The sequence below is a fragment of the Nocardioides caricicola genome, assembly GCF_039541135.1.
Classification (GTDB): domain Bacteria; phylum Actinomycetota; class Actinomycetes; order Propionibacteriales; family Nocardioidaceae; genus Nocardioides; species Nocardioides caricicola.
Genome location: NZ_BAABFQ010000004.1, coordinates 213436 through 233934, shown reverse-complemented (window position 1 = coordinate 233934; position 20499 = coordinate 213436). Strand labels below are relative to the sequence as shown.

Annotated in this window: 17 protein-coding genes; 11 read left to right on the top strand and 6 right to left on the bottom strand. The window is 72.6% G+C overall.

Going from position 1 to position 20499, the window contains the following annotated elements:
- Positions 1-99: 99 nt before the first annotated feature.
- Positions 100-2049 carry a M13 family metallopeptidase gene (locus ABD875_RS08285; RefSeq protein ID WP_345173237.1) on the top strand — a complete coding sequence of 650 codons (1950 nt, stop codon included), beginning with the start codon at positions 100-102 and terminating at the stop codon, positions 2047-2049.
- Between the two features lie 108 nt (positions 2050-2157).
- Here ABD875_RS08285 and ABD875_RS08280 read toward each other — a convergent pair whose 3' ends face one another.
- Positions 2158-2550: a hypothetical protein gene (locus ABD875_RS08280; protein WP_345173234.1), complete on the bottom strand. Its 393-nt coding sequence runs from the start codon at positions 2548-2550 to the stop codon at positions 2158-2160.
- A gap of 52 nt (positions 2551-2602) precedes the next feature.
- Here ABD875_RS08280 and ABD875_RS08275 point away from each other — a divergent pair, with 52 nt between their 5' ends.
- Complete coding sequence (locus tag ABD875_RS08275; RefSeq protein ID WP_345173232.1) at positions 2603-3298, top strand: 2-phosphosulfolactate phosphatase; 696 nt, start codon at positions 2603-2605, stop codon at positions 3296-3298.
- Positions 3295-3747: a pyridoxamine 5'-phosphate oxidase family protein gene (locus ABD875_RS08270; RefSeq protein WP_345173230.1), complete on the top strand. Its 453-nt coding sequence runs from the start codon at positions 3295-3297 to the stop codon at positions 3745-3747. Before ABD875_RS08275 ends, ABD875_RS08270 begins: the two co-directional genes overlap by 4 nt.
- Here the strand turns inward: ABD875_RS08270 and ABD875_RS08265 are convergent.
- Positions 3740-4276, bottom strand: a complete 537-nt coding sequence (locus ABD875_RS08265) for a hypothetical protein (RefSeq protein ID WP_345173227.1) — start codon at positions 4274-4276, stop codon at positions 3740-3742. The genes ABD875_RS08270 and ABD875_RS08265 overlap by 8 nt on opposite strands.
- A gap of 118 nt (positions 4277-4394) precedes the next feature.
- Here ABD875_RS08265 and ABD875_RS08260 point away from each other — a divergent pair, with 118 nt between their 5' ends.
- From ABD875_RS08260 to ABD875_RS08250, 3 genes are read left to right on the top strand one after another with little or no spacing between them, the layout of a single operon-like run.
- Positions 4395-6494: a RecQ family ATP-dependent DNA helicase gene (locus ABD875_RS08260; protein ID WP_345173224.1), complete on the top strand. Its 2100-nt coding sequence runs from the start codon at positions 4395-4397 to the stop codon at positions 6492-6494.
- Between the two features lie 53 nt (positions 6495-6547).
- Positions 6548-7690 carry a CDP-glycerol glycerophosphotransferase family protein gene (locus tag ABD875_RS08255; protein WP_345173221.1) on the top strand — a complete coding sequence of 381 codons (1143 nt, stop codon included), beginning with the start codon at positions 6548-6550 and terminating at the stop codon, positions 7688-7690.
- Positions 7691-7744: 54 nt separating this feature from the next.
- Positions 7745-8185 (top strand): hypothetical protein, encoded by a 441-nt coding sequence (locus ABD875_RS08250; protein ID WP_345173218.1) that lies wholly within the window; start codon positions 7745-7747, stop codon positions 8183-8185.
- Here ABD875_RS08250 and ABD875_RS08245 read toward each other — a convergent pair.
- A complete protein-coding gene (locus ABD875_RS08245) occupies positions 8182-9546 on the bottom strand; it encodes a flavin monoamine oxidase family protein (protein ID WP_345173216.1) in 1365 nt (454 codons plus the stop codon). The two genes, ABD875_RS08250 and ABD875_RS08245, sit on opposite strands and share 4 nt — an antisense overlap.
- Before the next feature lie 61 nt (positions 9547-9607).
- Between ABD875_RS08245 and ABD875_RS08240 the strand changes: the two genes are divergently transcribed.
- Positions 9608-10648, top strand: a complete 1041-nt coding sequence (locus tag ABD875_RS08240) for an NAD(P)H-dependent amine dehydrogenase family protein (RefSeq protein WP_345173213.1) — start codon at positions 9608-9610, stop codon at positions 10646-10648.
- Between the two features lie 3 nt (positions 10649-10651).
- Here ABD875_RS08240 and ABD875_RS08235 read toward each other — a convergent pair whose 3' ends face one another.
- Positions 10652-12115: a DHA2 family efflux MFS transporter permease subunit gene (locus ABD875_RS08235; RefSeq protein WP_345173210.1), complete on the bottom strand. Its 1464-nt coding sequence runs from the start codon at positions 12113-12115 to the stop codon at positions 10652-10654.
- A 134-nt stretch (positions 12116-12249) separates the two neighbouring features.
- The gene (locus ABD875_RS08230) at positions 12250-12738 is read right to left on the bottom strand and encodes a glutathione peroxidase (RefSeq protein ID WP_345173207.1); all 489 of its coding nucleotides are present in this window, start codon (positions 12736-12738) and stop codon (positions 12250-12252) included.
- Positions 12739-12834: 96 nt separating this feature from the next.
- On the opposite strand from ABD875_RS08230, the gene ABD875_RS08225 reads away from it, so the two are divergent.
- Positions 12835-15924 (top strand): Ig-like domain-containing protein, encoded by a 3090-nt coding sequence (locus tag ABD875_RS08225; protein ID WP_345173205.1) that lies wholly within the window; start codon positions 12835-12837, stop codon positions 15922-15924.
- On the opposite strand, the gene ABD875_RS08220 is transcribed toward ABD875_RS08225, so the two are convergent.
- Positions 15861-16151, bottom strand: coding sequence for a DUF2249 domain-containing protein (locus ABD875_RS08220; protein ID WP_345173202.1), 291 nt, complete (start codon positions 16149-16151; stop codon positions 15861-15863). The two genes, ABD875_RS08225 and ABD875_RS08220, sit on opposite strands and share 64 nt — an antisense overlap.
- A 64-nt stretch (positions 16152-16215) precedes the next feature.
- Between ABD875_RS08220 and ABD875_RS08215 the strand changes: the two genes are divergently transcribed.
- From ABD875_RS08215 to ABD875_RS08205, 3 genes are read left to right on the top strand one after another with little or no spacing between them, the layout of a single operon-like run.
- On the top strand, positions 16216-16926 hold the full coding sequence (locus ABD875_RS08215; protein WP_345173199.1) for a helix-turn-helix transcriptional regulator: 711 nt from the start codon (positions 16216-16218) through the stop codon (positions 16924-16926).
- Positions 16923-17993 (top strand): hypothetical protein, encoded by a 1071-nt coding sequence (locus ABD875_RS08210; RefSeq protein ID WP_345173195.1) that lies wholly within the window; start codon positions 16923-16925, stop codon positions 17991-17993. Before ABD875_RS08215 ends, ABD875_RS08210 begins: the two co-directional genes overlap by 4 nt.
- Positions 17990-20491 (top strand): multicopper oxidase domain-containing protein, encoded by a 2502-nt coding sequence (locus ABD875_RS08205; protein WP_345173191.1) that lies wholly within the window; start codon positions 17990-17992, stop codon positions 20489-20491. Before ABD875_RS08210 ends, ABD875_RS08205 begins: the two co-directional genes overlap by 4 nt.
- The last annotated feature ends 8 nt before the right edge of the window (positions 20492-20499 follow it).

Below are 20499 nucleotides of genomic sequence, written 5' to 3'. Positions count from 1 at the left end.
CAGGTTTCCCCGGGTAGCCGGGGAAACCGCACCCCCCGCGACGTTCGCCCTCCGCGAAGCCCGGCGACGGATCCCAGGACCGCCGGTTAGGGTCGGATCGTGAGCACTCTCGACGCGGCCCGCCCGGGCATGGACCCCGCCATCCGTCCCCAGGACGACCTCTTCGGCCACGTCAACGGGCGCTGGCTCGACGAGACCGAGATCCCGTCAGACCGCTCCAGCTGGGGACCGTTCGTCCAGCTGGCCGACGCCGCGGAGGAGCAGGTCCACGCGATCATCGAGGACCTTGCCCGCCAGGTGGCCGAGGGCGCCGACGTCAGCGACGACGCCCGCAAGATCGGTGACCTCTTCGCGTCGTTCATGGACACCGAGACCATCAACGCCAGCGGCATCGAGCCGGTCCGGCCCTGGCTCGCGAAGGTCGACGCCCTGCAGGACGTGCGCGAGCTCGGCGCGTTCCTCGGCGCGTTCGAGCGGATCGGCGGCCACGGCCTCTTCGGGTCGTACGTCGACACCGACTCCAAGAACTCCGACCGGTACCTCTTCAACCTGCTCCAGGGCGGGCTCGGGCTCCCGGACGAGTCGTACTACCGCGACGAGAAGTTCGCCGAGGTCCGCGAGAAGTACGTCGCCTACCTGACCACGCTGTTCACGCTCGGCGAGCACGCCGACCCGGCCGCCGCGGCCGCGACGGTGCTCGCGATCGACACGAAGATCGCCGCGGGGCACTGGGAGCGCGCGGAGACCCGGGACGTCCAGAAGACGTACAACCTGATGACCAAGCCCGAGCTGGCCGAGCTCTGCCCGTCGTTCGACTGGGACGGCTACGTCACCGCGCTCGGCGGCAGCGACGTCACGCTCGCCGAGGCGTGCGTGCGGCAGCCGTCGTTCTTCACGCACCTGTCCGGCGTCATCGACGAGGTCCCGATCGAGCAGTGGCGCGAGTGGCTGCGCTCGCACGTGCTGCGCGCGGCGGCGGCGTACCTCACCGACGACTTCGTCGAGGCAAACTTCGACTTCTACGGCCGCACCCTGAACGGCACCCCGGAGCTGCGGGCGCGCTGGAAGCGCGGTGTCGCGCTGGTCGAGGGCGCGATCGGGGAGGCGGTCGGCAAGGAGTACGTCGCGCGGCACTTCCCGCCGCGGTCCAAGGCGCTGATGGACGAGCTGGTCGCGAACCTGCTCGCCGCCTACCGCCAGTCGATCTCCAAGCTCGACTGGATGACCGACGAGACCAAGGAGCGGGCGTTCCAGAAGCTCGAGAGCTTCCGCACCAAGATCGGCTACCCCGACAAGTTCCGCGACTACTCCAAGCTCGAGGTCAGCGCCGACGACCTGTTCGGCAACGTCGCCGCCGCGTCGGCGTTCGAGACCGACCGCGAGCTGGCCAAGATCGGCGCGCCCGTCGACCGCGACGAGTGGTTCATGCTCCCGCAGACCGTCAACGCCTACTACAACCCGGGCACCAACGAGATCTGCTTCCCGGCCGCGATCCTGCAGCCGCCGTTCTTCTCGCCGGACGCCGAGGAGGCCGAGAACTACGGCGGTATCGGCGCGGTCATCGGCCACGAGATCGGGCACGGCTTCGACGACCAGGGCGCGCAGTACGACGGCGCGGGCAACCTCAACGACTGGTGGACCCCGGACGACAAGGCGGCGTTCGAGCTGAAGTCGAAGAAGCTCATCGACCAGTACGACGCCTTCGAGCCGCGCAACCTGCCCGGCGAGCACGTCAACGGCGCCCTCACCGTCGGCGAGAACATCGGCGACCTCGGCGGGCTGACGATCGCGCACACGGCGTACCTCATCGCCCGCGGCGGCAGCGCCTCGGCCGAGGAGCGCCGGACCCTGTTCACGAACTGGGCCTACTGCTGGCGGACCAAGCGCCGCAAGGAGCAGGAGCAGCAGTACCTCACGATCGACCCGCACTCGCCCTCGGAGTTCCGCGCGAACATCGTGCGCAACCTCGACGAGTTCCACGAGGTGTTCGAGACCGCCCCCGGCGACGGGCTGTGGCTGGACACCGAGGACCGGGTCCGGATCTGGTGACCGCGGCTCGCGTGTCGGCTTCGCCGCCACGCGTGGCCGCGGGATCGATTCGCGGAGTAGTCGTTCGACGATGTGGCACAGGTAGGCGCGGAAGGCTGCGGGCAGCTCCTAGCAGCGGGCGAGATCGCTGACCAGGAAGTCGCCGCCGGCGCCCTCGCCGGTGACCTCGCCCATGCCGGCGACGAACTGGTCGCCGCGCTGCCAGACCAGCGACTTCACGCCGGACAGCCGGCCCGCCGCGGTCCGGTGGTTGACGTCGACGCGCTCGCCGCCGCGGGTGCGGGACATGCCGCCGAGGTGGGTGTGGCTGGCGCCGCGGTTGTCGAGGCGGATGTTCACGCGGACCCGGCCGTCGCGGAGCGGCTCCTTGCAGAGCTGCAGCTTCCCGCCGTGGATCCGCATCGAGGTGGTCCACGCGGCCTCGGCGGCCGGGCCGGTGAAGGCCATGGTGGCGAGCAGGAGACAGGTGAGCGCTCCGAGGACGGTCAGTCGCTGGGTCATGCTCCCGGTCTATCCCGAGGGCGACCGCGCGAAACTCCTCTAGGGTCGCTGCGTGCAGCTCCGATTCGAGTGGGGTCCGACCGGCGCGGCCGCGGTCGCCGCGCCCGTCACCGTCGTCGTCGACGTGCTGTCGTTCACCACGACGCTCACGGTGGCCGTCGAGCGCGGGATGACGGTCTACCCCTTCGGCTGGAAGGACGAGCGGGCGGCGACGTACGCCGCCGAGCGTGACGCGGTGCTCGCGCGGGGCCGGTCGGAGCGTGCGGGCGTCAGCCTGTCGCCCGCGTCGGTGCGCGCCGCGGCCGGCGTCGAGCGGCTGGTGCTGCCGTCGCCCAACGGGTCGGCGATCGCGTTCGGGCTCGCGGGGACCGGCGCGACGGTCGTCGGTGCGTCGCTGCGCAACGCGTCGGCGGTGGCCCGCTGGGTCGCGGGCAGGGAGGTCTCGGTGGTCGCCGCCGGCGAGCGCTGGCCCGACGGCTCGCTGCGCCCGGCCGTCGAGGACCTGTGGGGCGCTGGTGCGGTGATCGCGGGCCTGGTCGACCGGGGCGTCACCGGCCTGACCCCGGAGGCGCGGATGGCCGAGCGCGCGTTCCGGTCAGCGAGCCTGCCCGATGACCTGGTCGCGTGCGCGAGCGGGCAGGAGCTGGTCGAGATGGGCTTCGGCGGCGACGTCGACATCGCTGCCGAGGTGGACGCCAGCGACGTCGTACCCGTTCTCCGAGGTGACGCCTTCGAGGAGGCGCGATGACCGGACCCCGTGACGCCGCGGCCCGCAAGGCCGACGCCCTGGCCATGTGGGCGACGCCCGAGATCGACGTCTGGGTGGCGACCGCCTCGCCCGAAGGCGAGGCGCACCTGGTGCCGCTCTCGCTGGCCTGGGTCGGCGAGCGGTTCGTGGTCGCGGTGCAGGCCGGCGCCCGCACCGCGCGCGACCTCCGCGCGACCGGTCGGGCCCGGCTGGCGGTCGGGCCGACGCGCGACGTGACGATGGTCGACGCGGTGCTGGAGCGCGAGGTCGCGGTGGACGACGACGCCGGCCTGGGCGCGGCGTACGCCGCCCAGGCCGACTGGGACCCTCGTGGGTCGGACGGCTACGTCTTCCTCGTGCTGCGCCCCGACCGGGTGCAGGTCTGGCGGGAGGCGGACGAGATCGCCGGCCGGACCGTGATGCGGCACGGATCCTGGCTGGTCAGCTGAAGCGCTGGTAGCTGACGGTCGGGAAGTACAACGTGCTCGCGCCGCCGCCGCCGTCAGCAACCCGCAGGGCGAGGGTGTGGTTGCCCTTGCTGATCTTGGTGCAGAACGAGACGCTCGCCTGGTCGAGCACGTTGTTGTACGTGAAGTACTTCGTGCCCTCGTTGGTCCCGACGCCGTCCTTGTAGAACGACACCTGGGTGAGCTCGCCCGCGCCGCCGCTGGAGGCCATCGCCGTCAGCGTGACCAGGACCGTGTCGGTGCCCTTCTTCGGGCCCTTGACCTGCCACTGGGAGCCCTCGACGTCGACGGTCGCTCCGGCCGCCACGCTCTGGAAGTCCATGCTGCGGTAGAAGAGGCCGACCGACGGGCCGCCACCACACGTGGAGACGAGCGCCCGCTCGGCCGGTCGCGCCGGCATCCGGGCGGTGTCGTCGCCCGCGGTGGCCGAGGAGCCGGTGAGGGCGGCCCCGCCGACGAGGGCGAGGCCGGCGGCGCCGGCTGCGGTGAGAGTGCGGAAGGTGGTGATCATGGCTGCTCCTGATCTCCGGCGGTCCTGAGTGGGCCGCGACACGGTTGAAGAGACAGCGCCGGTGGTCTAGATACCCACCCGATCGGGCCATGTCCCTGGCGGCTGATAGACAGACGGCATGAGTCGAGAGCGCGCCGAAGCCCACCTCCGCGCTCTGGTCGGCAGCGACACCGCGACGCTGCGCGAGGACCAGTGGTCGGCGATCGAGGCGCTGGCCGTCGACCGACGGCGCGCGCTCGTCGTGCAGCGCACCGGGTGGGGCAAGTCGGCGGTCTACTTCGTCGCCACGCTGCTGCTGCGTGAGCAGGGTGCCGGCCCGACCGTCATCGTCTCGCCGCTGCTCGCCCTGATGCGCAACCAGATCGCCGCGGCCGAGCGCGCCGGGATCCGCGCGGTCACCATCAACTCCACCAACATCGAGGACTGGGAGCCCATCCAGCAGGCGATCCTCGACGGTGACGTCGACGTGCTGCTGGTCAGCCCGGAGCGGCTCAACAACCCCGGTTTCCGCGACGAGGTGCTCCCCCGGCTGGCCGCCACCTGCGGGCTGCTGGTCGTCGACGAGGCGCACTGCATCTCCGACTGGGGCCACGACTTCCGGCCCGACTACCGCCGCATCCGCACCCTCCTCGGCGACCTGCCCGACGGCATCCCGGTGCTCGCGACCACGGCGACCGCCAACGCCCGCGTGACCGCGGACGTCGCCGAGCAGCTCGGCAGTGCCGGTTCCCTGGGGGACGTCCTGGTGCTGCGCGGCTCCCTCGACCGCGAGTCGCTCCGGCTGGGCGTCGTGCGCCTGAAGACCGCCGAGCAACGACTGGCCTGGCTCGCCGACCACCTCGCCGAGCAGCCGGGCTCCGGCATCGTCTACTGCCTGACGGTCGCGGCCACGCAGGAGATCGCCGACTACCTGCGCTCGCGCGGCCACGAGGTCGCGGCGTACTCCGGCCAGACCGAGACCACGGAGCGGCAGGCGCTCGAGCAGGACCTCATCACCGGCCGGGTCAAGGCGCTGGTCGCGACCAGCGCGCTCGGGATGGGCTTCGATGCGACCCTCGGCTTCGTGGTGAACATGGGCGCGCCGTCGTCGCCGGTCGCCTACTACCAGCAGGTCGGCCGCGCCGGCCGCGGCACCGACGAGGCCGCCGTGGTGCTGCTGCCGGCCATCGAGGACCGCGACATCTGGGCGTACTTCGCCTCGCTGGCGTTCCCGCGCGAGGAGCAGGTCCGCCAGACGCTCGCGGTGCTCGCCGACGAGGGCCGCCCGCTGAGCACGGCCACCTTGGAGACCTACGTCGACCTCAACCGCAACCGGCTCGAGACCATGCTCAAGGTCCTCGACGTCGACGGCGCCGTACGTCGCGTCAAGGGCGGCTGGGAGTCGACCGGGCGGGAGTGGGTCTACGACGAGGAGCGCTACCGCCGCGTCACCGAGGCGCGCGAGCGCGAGCAGCAGGCGATGCTCGACTACATCGCGACCGACCGGTGCCGGATGCGCTTCCTGCGCGACCAGCTCGACGACACCTCGCACGATCCTGGGGAGTCCGCGGACTGCGGCCGCTGCGACAACTGCGGCGGTCTCGCGCTCTCGGCGGACGTCTCTGCCGCCGCGGTCGAGGAGGCCGGCGCCCGGCTGTCGCGACCCGGCGTCGTCGTCGAGCCCCGCAAGATGTGGCCGACGGCGCTGGCGAACCTCGGCATCGACCTCAAGGGCAAGATCGCCGAGGGCGCCGAGGAGGGCCGCGCCGTCGCCCGGCTCACCGACCTCGGCTACGGCCAGGCGCTGCGCGAGCTGTTCGCCCCCGCCACCGAGGACGGGACGGTGCCGCTGCCGCTGGTGAACGCCGTGATCGAGGTGCTCGGCGACTGGCGTCCGCCGGTCGACGCGATCGTCGTCGTCGAGTCCCAGACCCGGCCGACGCTCACCGCCGACCTCGCCTCCGGGCTGTCGCGCTTCCTGCGGGTCCCGGTGGTCGGCCGGTGGGCGATCGCCGACCCCGAGGTGGCGCCCGAGCAGGGCTCCGCCAACTCCGCGCAGCGGGTCGCGGCCGTCGGCCGGCGGTTCACGCTGCAGCTCGACGAGGCGTTGGACGGGCAGCGGATCCTGCTCGTCGACGACCGCGTCGGCACCGGCTGGACCCTCACCCTGGCGGCGCGCGCGCTGCGCCGCGCGGGTGCCGCCGAGGTCCGCCCACTCGTGCTGGCCACGACGTCCTGACGCGAGGGCCGGCCGATGCAAGGGATCGGGGCCCTGGGCCGTAAAATCTGGGAGTGAACCACGCAGTCCTCGCCTACTTCGCAGACGACACCACCCGCAGCTACCAGCTCATCCAGTGGCTGCCCGTGCTCGAGCTCCTCGACCAGCAGCACCCGGTGGCCATCGTGGTGCGCGACGACGAGGTCGAGGAGCTGCTCCGCTCGCGGACCCACCTGCCGCTTCTCCTGGCGCCGACGTTCCGCGACCTGACCGAGCTGTACGCCGGGCACGAGGCCGCGGTCGTGCTGTACTGCAACAACTCGATGCTGAACTTCCAGTCGCTGCTGGACGGCCGCAAGCTGCACGTCCACATCAACCACGGCGAGAGCGACAAGCAGAGCATGGCGAGCAACAACGCCAAGGCCTACGACCGGGTCTTCGTCGCCGGCGAGGCCGCGGTCCAGCGCCACGAGGCCGGACTGCTCGAGTTCGACACCAGCCGGCTGGTCCGGATCGGACGCCCGCAGCTCGACCTCAGTCCGCCGGCGCTGCTCGAGCCCAGCGAGCGGCGTACGGTCCTGTACGCGCCGACCTGGGAGGGCGACGCGGAGTACAACGACTACACCTCCGTCGACACCGTCGGGATCGAGATCATCCAGGCCGTGCTGGCCGTCCCCGACGTGCGCGCGGTCTACAAGCCGCACCCGAAGGTCACCACGAGCCCGAACCCCGCGGTCAGCGGGGCGCACCAGGCGATCCTCGCGATCCTCGCCGACGCCGCGCGGCGCGACCCCGAGGCCGGCCACCGGGCGATCACCAGCGGCGACATCCTGGCCGTGCTGCCGGACTGCGACGCGATGATCACCGACGTCTCCTCGGTCGGGCTGGACTGGCTCTACCTGCGCACCGAGCGGCCGATCTTCATCACCGACCGGCACCACGACGCCGACCGGCTCCGCCAGGAGGTGCCGGTCAGCCGCTGCGCCGACGTCATCGACGAGGTGGACGTCGTCGACCTGGCGGCGCTGGTCACGAGCCGGCTCGAGCACGACGAGCACCACCTGGCCCGGGTCGCCATGCGGCACTACTACTTCGACGACGTCCAGGTCGGGGAGAGCACGACCCGGTTCATCACCGAGGTCGCCGAGCTGATCGCGCTGCGCGACCGGCTGGTCGGCGCCGGCGCTCCGGACCGCGGCGAGCTGATCATCGCCTGAGACCGGGTATCCGTACTCATGTGACGCGGTGACCGCCCGGCCTAGCGTCGCCACGTGACCCAGAACCGCCGGCTCCGGCTGATCGTGCTCGTCGTGATCCTGGTGACCGTGCTCGTCTGGCTGGCCGTCCTTCTCCTGGTGCGCGAGCGCCCCACGCCGCTGTACGACGCGATGCAGGCCGACCCGATGGCGTCGGAGGAGCTGCCGGGGCTCGAGCTCGAGCACGACCACCGCCAGGACGTCAGCACCCCGCTGGGGATCGAGTCCCCGGCTGAGGTCGAGCGGTCCTGGCGGATCACCGACCGGTCCACCCGCCCCGAGAAGCTCGCCGAGCTCGGCCGCCTGGCGCAGACGTGGGGGTGGCGCCCCGGCCCCGAGCCGCTGTTCTGCGGGTGGCAGAAGAGCGTCGACGGCCAGGACCTGTGCCTGGTGATCCGGCCGGGTGTCGTCGAGGGCGAGGTGGTCGTCGAGATCACCGAGGACATCGGGTTCTAGGCCAGGTGCGCCTCGACCGCCCGCGCCACGCGCTCGCCGGACCACACCGCGCCGTTCAGCGTCGCGCGGTTGTGGAACGTCGCGGTGTGCTCGCCGGCGAAGAACGCCGCACCCTCGGGCCTGATCTCGACCCCGGCGACGTCGGTCATCGTGCCGACCCGGTAGTAGGAGTACGTCCCCCGTGACCACGGGTCGTCGACCCAGCGGTCGACGCGCATGAACCCGCCGTACGCCGCGCGCGAGCCGGGCACGGCCGTGTCGAGCGCGTCGAGGTAGGTGTCGGCCAGCGGCTCCGGCGCGAGGCCGCGCACCGGAGCGCCGGTGACGTCGGGCATCGCCCGGGCGCCGGTCAGGCACACGGTCAGGTCGCCGTCCGGCCAGGTCCAGCCGGACGTCAGGTCGGTGACCGACTCGCCGCTGCCCGGCGGGTCGAGCAGCAGGTTGACCTTCATGCCGACGCCCATCCCGAGCGAGCGGATCGCGCGCCGCTTGCGCGGGGAGAAGCCTGCGCGCGACAGGTCGACGTGGGCGAGCGCGGAGAACGGCAGCGCGAGCACGACCACGTCGGCGACGACGGCGCCGTCCGCGAGGTCCAGCCGGTAGCCGCGCCCGCGGCGCTCCAGCGCCAGCAGCGGGGAGCCGAGGCGGATCGACCCCTCCGGCAGCCGGTCCGCCAGCGTGGTGGCGAGCCGGTCGGTGCCGCCGTCGACGACGTAGCGCTCGTCGTAGCTGCGGCCCTCGGTGCCCAGGTCGAGGACCGCCATCAGCGCGCTCGCCTCGTCGATGGGTGCGGTGTGGTCGCTCTCGAAGTAGACCCGCAGGAAGTCGGCGAACGCCGGCGCCCGCACGTCGACGTACCGGTCGATCCACGCGGCGATGCTCATCCGGTCCAGGCGGGCCGGGTCCACCTCGCGAACCTGCCGCGCAGCCTCGCGCCAGGTCGCGGCGCGACCGCGGAAGACCTCCTCCCGGCCGAGCGCCCGGCCGCCGAAGCGGTACGTCGTCGCGCCGGCGGGCCAGGTCTGATCGAGGTCGACCAGCGGGACGCGCAGCTCGCGGGCGAGGTCACGGATCGCGCGGTCGCCGGTGCTGATGAACGACCCGCCGGCCTCGCAGCGGCGCCCGCCGGGGAGGTCGCGGACCGTGTAGGCCCGGCCGCCCACGCGATCGCGTGCCTCGTGGACCTCGACGCGCCAGCCGGTGCGCCGGTGCAGGCGGTACGCCGCCGTCAGCCCGGCGAGCCCGGCGCCGACCACGACCACGCGGGGTGCGTCGGCCCGCGGGACCGGCGTCGTACCGCACGAGGCGAGCGCGCCGGCCACCCCGCCGAGGAGGACGCCGCGTCGGCCGAGCGGATGCATGCCCCGATCATCACGCGACGGGGCTGGCCGGATGTATAGAACACGTTCTAGTCTGCGCTCCATGGACCGACCCCTCCGCGTGATCCAGTGGACGACCGGCAACATCGGACGGCGGTCGCTGCACGCGATCCTCGGCCGTCCCGACATGGAGCTGGTGGGCGTGTTCGCCCACGGCGCCGCGAAGGTCGGGGTCGACGCCGCCGAGCTGTGCGGGTGGCCGGAGCCCACCGGGGTGCTGGCGACCGACGACATCAACGCCTTGCTGGCGCTGGGCGCGGACGCCTGCTGCTACAACCCGCTGTGGCCGAGCATCGACGAGCTGTGCGCGCTGCTCGAGTCGGGGGTCAACGTCTGCTCGAGCGCCGCGTGGATCACCGGCGGCAAGCAGTCACCCGAGGACCTCGAGCGGATCCGCAAGGCCTGCGAGCGCGGCGGCACCTCGATCTTCGGCAGCGGCGCCCACCCGGGCATGACCAACATGGTCGGCATGGCGCTCAGCGGCTCCTGCGAGCGCGTCGACGAGATCCGGATCACCGAGTCCGTCGACTGCTCGACGTACGAGAGCGCCGAGACCCAGACCGCGATGGGCTTCTCGCAGCCGCCGGACACCCCCGGGCTCGCCGAGAGCGTGCGCCGCGAGAGCGAGGTCTTCGCCGAGTCCGCCGCGATGATGGCCGACGCGATGGGCGTGACCCTCGACCGGATGACGTTCGACGTCGAGTTCACCGCCGCCACCGGCGACAGCGACCTCGGCTTCATGACGATCCCGGCCGGCACGGTCGGCGGCGTGATGGGCTACCACCGTGGCTGGGTCGGCGACCGCAACGTCGTCAGCGTCGGCTTCACCTGGACCATGGGCGAGCACACGGTGCCGCCCAAGCCGCTCCAGCACGGCCACGTCATCCAGGTGTTCGGCGTGCCGAACATGCGCACGGTGCTGCACTGCCTGCCGCCGAAGGACTGGACCGAGGGCTTCATGGACCTCGGCATGATCTACACCGCGATGCCGGTGACCAACGCGGTGCCGTACGTCGTCGCCGCCCCGCCCGGCATCGTGACGCTCGCGGACCTGCCGCCGATCACCGGGCGCGTGCAGCTCTAGGGATCAGTGCCCGACGAGCACCGCGGGGTCGACGTGGTGCTCGATCTTCTTGCGGGGCAGGAAGAACGCCGGGACGAGCACCAGCGCCACCAGCACGGTCGCGACGACGAACACGCCGCCGAAAGCATCGGCCATGCCGGCCGGCGTCGGGGCGGCGTCCTCGAGGCCGTTGGTGAGCAGCACGGTGAAGACGGCGGTGCCGATCGAGGCCGCGACCTGCTGGATCATGTTCATCAGCGTCGAGCCACGGGCGATCGTGTGCTCGCGCAGGGTCGCCAGCGCCGCCGACATGATCGGCATCATCGTGCCGCCCATGCCGAGGCCCATGATGAACAGCGCGGTCAGCAGGAACGTGTACGACGTGGTGTCGGTCAGCGTCGCGAACATCGCCATGCCGGCGGTGATCACGAGGATGCTGGTGATGACGATCTTGCCGGGACCGATCCGGTCGGCGAGCACGCCTGCGATCGGCATCGTGATCATCGCGCCGATGCCCTGCGGCGCGAGCAGCAGGCCGGCGTCCATGGCGTCCTCGCCGCGGACCAGCTGGAAGTACTGCGGGAACAGCAGACCGGCGCCGAAGAACGACATCGCGAACAGCGACATGGCGACGATGGCGACCGTCATGTTCCGGTTCTGGAACAGCCGCAGGTCGACGAGCGGGTGCCGGTTGCGGGCGCTGAGCGCCCACGGCACGAACGCGACGATCAGCACGGTGCCGACGGCCGCCGGGCCCAGGACCTTGGTCGCGAACAGGGTGCCGGTCTCGGGGATCGTCGAGACGCCGTACAGGAAGAGCGCGAGACCGGGGGAGAGCAGCACCATGCCCAACCAGTCGAAGGACTCCGACGGCTCGACGTGGTCCTTCGGCAGCACGATCGCGGCGTAGGTGATCGCGGCGACGCCGATCGGGACGTTGATGAGGAAGATCCAGTGCCAGCTGGCGGTGTCGATCAGCCAGCCGCCGAGGATCGGGCCGAAGATCGGGCCGAGCAGCATCGGGATGCCCATGATCGCCATCACGCGGCCGACCCGCTCGGGGCCGGCGGCGCGGGTCAGGATCGTCATGCCGAGCGGCATCAGCATGCCGCCGCCGAGGCCCTGGACGACGCGGAACGCGACCAGCATCGGCAGCGTGGTCGCCAGCGCGCACAGCGCGGAGCCGGCCGCGAACAGCACGATCGCCAGCAGGTAGAGGCGCTTCGTGCCGAACCGGTCCGCCGCCCAGCCGGTCAGTGGGATCACCGCGGCCAGGGCCAGCGTGTAGCCCGTCATCGTCCACGCGACCTGCGCGGGCGTCGCGTCGAACTCCTGCTGGAAGGTCTGCATCGCGACCGTCACGACCGTGATGTCGAGGATCGACATGATCGCGCCGAGGACGACGACGCCGGCCACGGCGACGACGCGCTTGTCGAGCTTGTCGGACGGGGCGGGGGAGGGGGAAGGAACCTGGGTCTCCGTGCTCACCGGACGAGGCTAGGTGGACCCATCGGCAGGGTCATCCGACTTTCGCCTCCGGTGGACGTGGGCTCGGTCACCACCGGAGTGCAATCTTCGGCTGGTCCTCGGCCCGCCGACCTGTCGGCAGGGAGGACCGGCGGTCACGCCAGAGCGTCCTCGATGACCTCGATGACGGCCGAGTCCTGCGGCTCCACGCGGGGAGAGAACCGCGCGACCACGACGCCATCGCCGTCGATGACGAACTTCTCGAAGTTCCACGTGACGTCGCCGGCGACGCCGGCCTCGTTGGGGGTGTCGACCAGGCCGCTGTAGATGGCGTGCCGGTCGTCGCCGTTCACGTCGATCTTCTCGGTCATCGGGAACGTCACGCCGTACGTCGCCGAGCAGAACTCCGCGATCTCCTCCGGCGAGCCCGGCTCCTGTCCCATGAACTGGTTGCAGGGCAGCCCGACGACGGTGAACCCGCGCTCGGCGTAGCGCTCCTGCAGCGCCTCGAGGCCGGCGTACTGCGGGGTGAGCCCGCACTTGCTGGCCACGTTGACCAGGAGCGCCGGCTTCCCGCCGGTCAGCTCGCCCAGGGTGGTCGGCGTGCCGTCGAGCCGCGCGATCGGCGTGGAGAGGATGCTCATGGACCGAGCCTAGGCCGCGGCGGGTAGCCGACGAGTCTCGTCTTGATTTCTGGCATTCTCCGGCGCGCGGTACCCCGAGCACGGCAGGCTCGTCCGGTGCGCTCGTCGGCTGCCCTCACTGTCCCCCGCTCGCTCCTTCGCCGTACCGGCCTCCCTCTGCTCGTCGTCGCGGTCGTGTCGCTCGCCGTGGTGGGAGTCGGGCCCGTCGCCCCGGCCTCGGCCTCCGGCGCCGCACCGATCGCCCAGGGCGACTCCGTCACGGTGTCGGAGGGAGGCACGGCGACCCTGCTGGCCAGCTCCGGGAGCAGCGTGCTCGCCAACGACACCGACGACGAGGACCTCTTCCTGACCGCGGTGCTGGTGAGCGGTCCTGCGCGCGGCACCTTGGTCCTGAACTCCGACGGCACGTTCAGCTACACGCACGATGGCAGCGACACCGGGTTCGACTCGTTCTCCTACCGCGCGGACGACGGTACGTCGAGCTCGAACGTCGCCACCGTCACGATCACCGTCATCCCGGTCAACGACGCCCCGATCGCGTTCGCCGACGCCATCGAGGTGAGCGAGGGCGGCACGGCGACCACGTTGCAGGGCGGTGCGACCAGCGTGCTCGCCAACGACACCGACGTCGAGCTCAACGTCCTGACCGCGGTGCTGGTGAGTGGCCCGGCGCACGGCAGCCTGACCCTGAACGCCAACGGGACGTTCAGCTACACCCACAACGGCAGCGAGACCACGACGGACTCGTTCACCTACCGCGCCAACGACGGCACCGTGAACTCGGGCCCCACGACGGTCACGATCACCGTGACCCCCGTCGACGACGGCGCCCCGGTCGGTGTCGGCGACGGGCTGACGGTGGCGGAGGGTGGCACCGCGACCACGTTGACCGGCGGCGCGACCAGCGTGCTTGCCAACGACACCGATCCCGACGGTGCCGTGCTGTCGGCGGTGCTGGTGACCGGTCCCTCGAACGGCACCCTGGTCCTGGACCCCGACGGGACGTTCAGCTACACCCACGACGGCAGCGAGACCACGACGGACTCGTTCACCTACCAGGCGGACGACGGGACCACGAGCTCGAACACGGCGACGGTCACGATCACCGTGACGCAGGTGAACGACGCCCCGACTGCGCAGTCGAACAGCCTGTCCGTGCTCGAGGGCGGTACGGCGACCACGCTGACCGGCGGCGCGACCAGCGTGCTCGCCAACGACAGCGACGCCGAGAACGACGTCCTGACCGCGGTGCTGGTGAGTGGCCCGGCGCACGGCAGCCTGACCCTGAACGCCAACGGGACGTTCAGCTACACCCACAACGGCAGCGAGACCACGACGGACTCGTTCACCTACCGCGCCAACGACGGCACCGTGAACTCGGGCCCCACGACGGTCACGATCACCGTGACCCCCGTCGACGACGGCGCCCCGGTCGGTGTCGACGACGGGCTGACGGTGGCGGAGGGTGGCACCGCAACCACGCTGACCGGCGGCGCGACCAGCGTGCTTGCCAACGACACCGATCCCGACGGTGCCGTGCTGTCGGCGGTGCTGGTGACCGGTCCCTCGAACGGCACCCTGACCCTGAACTCCAACGGGACGTTCAGCTACACCCACGACGGCAGCGAGACCACGACGGACTCGTTCACCTACCAGGCGGACGACGGCACCACGAGCTCGAACACGGCGACGGTCACGATCACCGTGACGCAGGTGAACGACGCCCCGACTGCGCAGTCGAACAGCCTGACCCTGCTCGAGGGCGGTACGGCGACCACGCTGACCGGCGGCGCGACCAGCGTGCTCGCCAACGACACTGACGCCGAGAACGACGTCCTGACCGCGGTGCTGGTGACCGGTCCCACGCACGGCAGCCTGACCCTGAACGCCAACGGGACGTTCAGCTACACCCACAACGGCAGCGAGACCACGACGGACTCGTTCACCTACCGCGCCAACGACGGCACCGTGAGCTCGAACACCGCAACGGTCACCATCACCGTCACCCCCGTGAACGACGCCCCGGTGGCGGTGGACGACAGCCTGACGGTTGTCCAGGACGGCACCACGTCCACGCTCGACGGTGGCGCGACGAGCGTGCTCGCCAACGACAGCGACGCAGAGAACGGCGTCCTGACCACACACCTGGCGGCACCGCCGGCGCACGGCACCGTGGTCCTCGGCGCCCTGGGGACGTTCACCTACACCCCGGACCCGGGCTACTCCGGCCCGGACTCCTTCGACTACGAGGCGTCAGACGGCATCGTGACCTCCACCGCGACCGTCTCGATCGCCGTGACCCCGGCGACCCCGACCGACGCTGTTCCCGTGGCCGTGCCGGACGCCGCGACGGTGGTCGAGGGGGGCACGGTCACCGTGCTCGCCGGCGGCGCGACCAGCGTGCTCGCCAACGACCGCGACCCCGACGGCTACGCCTTGATGGCCGTCCTGGTGAGCGACGTCCAGCACGGCACCCTGACGCTCGGCCCGGACGGCACGTTCCGCTACGTCCACGACGGCAGCGAGAGCACCACGGACTCCTTCACCTACCGCGCGAGCGACGGCACCCTGAGCTCCGGGGCCGTGACGGTGACGATCACGGTCACCCCGCGCAACAGCGCACCGGTCGGCGTCGCCGACCGGGCGACCGCGGCCGCGGGCGACGCGATCGCGGTCCTCGCCGGCGGTGCGACCAGCGTGCTCGCCAACGACACCGACCCGGACGGCGACGCGCTGACGGTGGTGCTGGTGCGCGACGCCGAGCACGGCACGCTGACCCTGAACGCCGACGGCACGTTCCGCTACCGGCCGTCGGCCGGCTACTCCGGCCGGGACGCGTTCGCCTACCGCGCCGACGACGGCACCGCGACCTCGAACACCGTGACGGTCCGGATCAGGGTCCAGCCCGCCGGTCGGTGCACCATCACCGGAACGCCGGGCGCCGACGTGCTCGTGGGCACCTCCGGCGACGACGTCATCTGCGGCGGTGGCGGGGACGACGTGCTGCGCGGCCGGGCCGGTGACGACGTGCTGCGCGGCGGCCGGGGCGACGACGTGCTCCGGGGCGGCCCGGGGGAGGACGTCCTCGAGGGTGGCCCCGGCCAGGACTCCCCGGAGCGGTCTCAGCTGCGCACGAAGGCGAGCCTCCAGGCCTCCGGCCCGCGGGCGAGGTACTCGACGGCGTAGCGGCCCGGTGCCTCTGCCTCGACCTGCTGCAGCAGCGGGACGGGGTCGTGCGGCGCGACCAGCACCATCCCCGCGCCGGGAGCCAGGGAGCCGAGCGCGCCCTTGATCGTCGCGTGTCGGATCGCGTGCGGGATCGCCCGCGCGTCGAGCTCGGGCAGCGCGGTGTCCGCCTCGTGGCAGCCGCAGCCGCCGGTCTCGGTGAGGCCCAGGTCGGGTCCGGTCGTCATCTCGTCTCCTACGTCACACCCGATCGGGGTGACCGGGTCCGGTTATTTTGGCACAATCTATTCCGTGGAAAATAACGACGCCGGGAGACGTGGGCCACGTCCGGCCCGGACCCCCAGCGGCCGCCGGCTCTCACCGACCCGGGCGGCTCTGCTGGAGACGCTGCAGGCGCAGCCCGAGCCGACCAGCCTGCCGGCGCTGGTGAAGACCACCGGGCTGCACGACAACACCGTGCGCGAGCACCTCGAGGGGCTGCGCATCAGCGGCCTCGTACGGCGCACCAAGGCGCCGTCCTCGGGCCGGGGCCGCCCGCGCTGGCTCTACGAGGCCACGCCGTCGAGCCACGAGGACCCGCGGCCGGAGTACGCCGCGCTGGCCGCCGCGCTGGCCACCGTCATCGTCCGCACCAGCCCCGAGCCCGCCGCCGAGGCGCGTCGCGCCGGCGCGGACTGGGGCCGCCGCCTCGCCGCCGAGGCAGGGCCAGTCGAGGGGCCAGTCGAGGGGCCGGTCGAGGGGCACGAGGGAGCGCGGCGCGGCGTCGCCGAGATCTTCGAGAACATGGGCTTCGCGCCCGAGGCGGACGCGGACGTGCGGGAGCTGCGCCTGACCCGGTGCCCGCTGCTCGAGGCCGCGCACCAGGAGCCCGACGTCGTCTGCTCGGTCCACCTCGGCATCGCCCAGGGTGCCCTCGAGCGGTACGACGCCCCGACCGACGGGCTCGAGCTGCTGCCGTTCGTCGAGCCCGGCGCCTGCCTGCTGCGGCTGGGCCGGCCATGACCGTCGCCGCGCCGCCGCGACCCGCCACCTGGCGGCCGCTGCTCGTCGTGCCGGCCGGCCTGTCCCTGCTCGCCGGCCTCGACGCCGCGCTGCTGCTGCTCGACCTGCCCGCGCCGGTCGACACCGAGCGGCTGCCGCAGGTCCACGGCGTGCTGCTGGTGCTCGGCTTCGTCGGGACCCTGATCGCGCTCGAGCGCGCCGTCGCTCTCGGTCGGGGGTGGGGACTGGCGGCGCCGGCGCTCCTCGGGGCCGGTGCGGTGCTCACGATCTCCCCGGCACCCCTGCGGGTCGGGCAGGTCCTCCTGGCGGCGGGCGCCCTCGCCCTGGTGGCGGTGTACGTCCCCCTCTGGCGCCGTCAGCAGGACGAGGCCGTGCTGGTCCAGGCGCTCGGCGCGGTCCTCGCCACGGGCGCGGCGGTGCTGTGGGCCAGCGGGGTCGAGGTCCCCACGCTGCTGCCGTGGCTGGTGGCGTTCGTGGTGCTCACCATCGCGGGTGAGCGCCTCGAGCTCGCGCGGCTGGCGATGGGGCCAATGGCCGGCCCGGTCCTCGTGCTGCTCTCGACCGCTGTCGGTGGCGCCGTCGTCGCTGCGCTCCTGGCACCCCGGGCCGGGTCGGTGCTGTTCGGCGCGACCCTGGCCGTGCTCGTCGGCTGGCTGGCGCGGCACGACGTCGCTCGCCACACGGTGCGGTCGACCGGCCTTCCCCGGTACATGGCGGCCTGCATGCTCGCCGGCTACGCGTGGGCGGGCGTCGCGGCCGCGACCTGGCTGCTGTCCGGCCCGGTCACCGACGGGGCGCGCTACGACGCCGTCGTGCACGCCGTGTTCCTCGGCTTCACGCTGTCGATGGTGATGGCGCACGCCCCGGTCATCCTGCCGGCGGTGACCGGCCGCCAGCTGCGCTACGGCCCGGTGCTGTACGCCCCGGTCGCCCTGCTGCACGCCTCGTTGCTCGTGCGGATCTGGCTCGGCGACGGGCTCGACGTACCGCATGCCTGGCAGGTCGGTGCCGTGCTCAACATCGTGGCCGTGCTCGGCTTCCTCGGTCTCGCCGGGACCCGCGGATGAAGCGCGGATTCTCGCCGTGGCGCGACCTGCCGGCGCTGGTCTGGCTGGTCGCGATCCCGGTCGTGGCGTTCGCGCACCCGTGGATCCCCGAGCCGCGGTGGCTGCTGCTCCACCTGCTGCTCCTCGGCGCCGTCACCCACTCGATCGTCGTGTGGAGCCAGCACTTCACCGACGCCCTGCTGCACGTCCCGTCGCCCCAGCGGCCGGCGCTGCTCGCGCTCCTCGACCTCGGCGCCCTCGCGGTCATGGTGGGCACCCAGACGGCGGCCTGGCCGGTGACGCTGGCCGGCGCGACCGCGGTCGCGGTCGCCGTCCTGTGGCACGCCTCCCGGCTCGCCGGCCAGCTCCACCGGGCGCTGCCCGCGCGGTTCTCGGGCGTGGTCCGCTACTACGTCGCCGCCGCGGCGCTGCTCCCCGTCGGCGCGACGCTCGGGGTCCTCCTCGCCCGCGGTCTCCCGGATCCCTGGCACGAGCAGGTGCTGCTCGCGCACGTCGCGGTGAACCTGCTCGGCTGGGTGGGCCTCACGGTCGCCGGCACGGTCGTCACCCTCTGGCCGACCATGCTGCGCACCCGGCTCGGCGCCGGCTCGGACGCGGCCCTGCGCCGCGCGCTCCCGGTCCTGCTCGCCGGCGTGCTCGTGACCGCCGGCGGCAGCCTGCTCGGCCTCCGCCTGGCCGCGGCCGCGGGGGTCGCGGTGTACGTCGGCGGCGTCGTCCTGCTCGGCGCGCCCCTCCTCGAGGCCGCGCGCCGCAAGCCTCCGACCAGCCACCCCGCCTGGTCGCTCGGTGCGGGGCTGCTGTGGCTGGTCGGCTGCCTGATCGCCTGGGGGGTGATCCTGGCGACGCCGGGCGGAGACCTCGCCGCGCTGGTCCCGTTCCTGGCCGTCGGCTTCGCCGCCCAGGTCCTCCTCGGCGCGATGGGCTACCTGATCCCGTCCGCGCTCGGCGGTGGGGGTACGGCGGTGCGCGCGGCCGGCGAGGTCCTCGACCGGGCCGGAGCGTTCCGGGTCGTGGCGGTGAACCTCGGCCTGCTGGTCTGCCTGCTGCCCGCGCCGAGCGCGGTCCTGGTCGGCTGCTCCCTGCTGGTGCTGCTCGCGCTCGCGGTCGAGCTGCCGCTGCTCGTCCTGGCGATCCGCGCCTCGCACCGGGCCCGTCGTACCGGCGACGGGCCGTCCCTCGCCGGCCGCAGCCGGGGTGCCGCCCTGGGCTCCGCCGTGGCGGGCGCCTCGGCGGTCCTGCTCGTGGTCGCCGCGGGAGTCGCGGTCGACCCCGGCGCGCTCAGCACCGGTGACGTGGTCTCGGCCGCCGCCGGGGCCACGCCGACCGGGCACACGACGACGGTCCGCGTCGAGGCCGCCGACATGCGCTTCGTCCCGTCCGAGGTCGACGTGCCCGCCGGCGACCGGCTGGTCATCGAGGTCGTCAACACCGACAACCAGATCCACGACCTGGTGCTCGAGACCGGCGCGGACTCCGGCCGGCTGTCGCCGGGCGAGGAGACCAGCATCGACGTCGGCGTCGTGGGCCGCGCGCTCGACGGCTGGTGCTCGCTGGTCGGCCACCGGCAGATGGGCATGACCCTGCGGGTCAACGTGACCGAGCCCGGCCACCACCACGACCAGATGACCGAGCACATGACCGAGCCGCCCGTCGACCACGAGGCGGCCGATGCCGAGCTGCCACCGCTGACCGGGGACGGGCCGCAGACCCGCCGGGTGACGCTGACCGTCGGCGAGGTCGACCGCGAGGTCGCTCCCGGGGTCACCCAGCGGTTGTGGACCTACAACGGCCAGGCGCCCGGACCCGTGCTGCACGGCCGCGTCGGCGACCGGTTCGTCGTCACGCTGGTCAACGACGGGACGATCGGGCACTCGATCGACTTCCACGCCGGCGCGCTCGCGCCCGACCGGCCGATGCGCACCCTGGAGCCCGGGCAGTCCTTGACGTACCGCTTCACGGCTGAGCGCGCCGGGGTGTGGATGTACCACTGCTCGACGATGCCGATGTCGGTCCACATCGCCAACGGCATGTTCGGCGCGGTCGTGATCGAGCCGCGCGACCTGGCTCCGGTCGACCACAGCTACCTGCTCGTCCAGAGCGAGCAGTACCGCGGACCGGAGACCGTCGATCCCGACGAGATCGCCGCTGAGCAGCCGGACGCCGTGGTGTTCAACGGCTACCCCAACCAGTACGACGCCGACCCGCTCCAGGTGGCCGCCGGCGACCGGCTGCGGATCTGGGTGCTCGACGCCGGACCGAACCGGGCCACGAGCTTCCACGTCGTGGGCGGGCAGTTCTCGACGACGTACGCCGAGGGCGCGTATCTGCTGCGCGACGGTGAGGGTGGTGCGCAGGCGCTCGCGCTGATGCCGGCGCAGGGCGGGTTCGTGGAGCTCGAGCTGGACCAGCCCGGGCACTACCCGTTCGTGTCGCACGTCATGGTCGACGCCGAGCGTGGCGCGCACGGGGTCATCGAGGTGGGGGACCTTCGCCCCTGATCAGCACG